Genomic DNA, 1,455 nt, shown 5'->3' with positions numbered 1-1,455 from the left:
GCTTCGCAGAAATCGACAAGGAACTGGTCGTCGTCGGTCAAATCAACAAATTCGAAATCTGGGATGCCCAATGCTGGGATCGTTACCAGGAAAACAGTCTGAACAACAACGATGGATTTGCCAGCCTGGGAGATCTCATCCTGTGAACATACCCACGTCCGGATCTCACATTACGGTACTTCTGCAGGAAAGCGTCGCCATGCTCCAGCCCGCCCTCAGCGAGGGCCCGGCCCGACGTTGTGTGGATGTGACCGGAGGACGTGGCGGGCATAGTGCGGCATTGCTGGAAAAGCTTCAGCATCAGGATATGTTGTTAATCCTCGATCGCGACCCCAGCGCCATCGCGGCACTGCAAGACCGCTTTGCCGACGATGACCGGGTACTGATCCGCCAGGCACGTTTCAGTGAAATCCGCAGCGTTGTGGAAAGTCTTGGCTGGGAAAATGTGGACGCGATTCTCGCCGATCTGGGCGTCTCTTCCCCGCAACTCGATGAAGCCGAACGTGGCTTCAGCTTCCTCCGTGACGGTCCTCTGGATATGCGCATGGATCCCGACAGCGGCATCAGTGCCGCCGAATGGTTGAACAGCGCTCCTGAAACAGAAATCAGCCAGGTACTGAAAAATTACGGCGAAGAACGATTTGCCCGCGCGATTGCCCGCAAAATCGTCAGGCATCGTGCGCAATCACCCTTGCAGCGCACTGGCGAGCTTGCCGGACTTATTGCCGAGGTCATCCCCCGTCACGACTCCGGACTGAATCCAGCAACGCGCAGCTTTCAGGGCATTCGTATTTTTATCAACCATGAGCTGGAAGAGCTGGAACATTTCCTTCCCGAGGCCATGGCGGTACTGCGTGCTGGCGGACGCCTGGCCATCATCAGCTTTCATTCATTGGAAGATCGCATGGTCAAACGCTTTTTCCGGGCAGATGCGTTTCGGGTCAGCAGCGACCTGCCCTTGCGCGCCACGGAAATCCCACCCTTACCATGGTGCGCAGTCGGCAAGGCCATTCATGCCAGTGCGGAAGAAATCCAGATGAACCCCCGTTCCCGTTCAGCGGTACTCAGAGTGGCCGAAAGGAGTGAGCGTCATGCGGCGTAGTACGGTAATTCTCGCCATTCTCATCATGGTAACCCTGCTCGGTATAGTGGCTGCACGCGAAAGCACCCGAAACCAGTTTATTGCCTTGCAGGAAGCACAGGCGAAACATTTTGCCCTGGATAATCGCTGGGGACAGCTGCAACTGGAGCAGGCCACACTCGCCTCCAATGCGCGGGTCGGGGATATCGCCCGGCAGAAGCTGGGATTGAGCGCGCCCAAAAACAATCAGATTGTCATGGTAAAAGCGCAGTGACCCGGACTTCTGTCTATCCGGCTAAAATCCCCGCACGCGCATTACCGGCGTGGCGGGCGACGGCCGTTTGGGCAGCCGTAACCCTTGCCTTTGCTGCAGT

Annotated in this window: 3 protein-coding genes; all 3 read left to right on the top strand. The window is 57.0% G+C overall.

Annotated elements, in window-relative coordinates:
- The first annotated feature begins 11 nt into the window (after nucleotides 1-11).
- The 3 genes from AC2VLY_RS15355 to ftsL are packed head-to-tail and all read left to right on the top strand — an operon-like array spanning nucleotide 12 to nucleotide 1,355.
- The gene (locus tag AC2VLY_RS15355; protein WP_486892606.1) at nucleotides 12-146 is read left to right on the top strand and encodes a hypothetical protein; all 135 of its coding nucleotides are present in this window, start codon (nucleotides 12-14) and stop codon (nucleotides 144-146) included.
- Nucleotides 143-1,102 carry a 16S rRNA (cytosine(1402)-N(4))-methyltransferase RsmH gene (rsmH, locus tag AC2VLY_RS15350; RefSeq protein ID WP_193649757.1) on the top strand — a complete coding sequence of 320 codons (960 nt, stop codon included), beginning with the start codon at nucleotides 143-145 and terminating at the stop codon, nucleotides 1,100-1,102. Before AC2VLY_RS15355 ends, rsmH begins: the two co-directional genes overlap by 4 nt.
- Entirely contained in the window at nucleotides 1,092-1,355 is a 264-nt protein-coding gene (ftsL, locus tag AC2VLY_RS15345) for a cell division protein FtsL (RefSeq protein WP_486892603.1), read from the top strand. Before rsmH ends, ftsL begins: the two co-directional genes overlap by 11 nt.
- The last annotated feature ends 100 nt before the right edge of the window (nucleotides 1,356-1,455 follow it).

This window comes from Acidithiobacillus sp. TH-A36 (assembly GCF_057473445.1).
This window is presented reverse-complemented; position numbering and strand designations above follow the sequence as displayed.

Coding starts and splice junctions, on each gene's coding strand:
- ftsL (WP_486892603.1), top strand. CDS start 1,092: ATGCGGCGTAGTACGGTAATTCTCGCCATTCTCATCATGGTAACCCTG.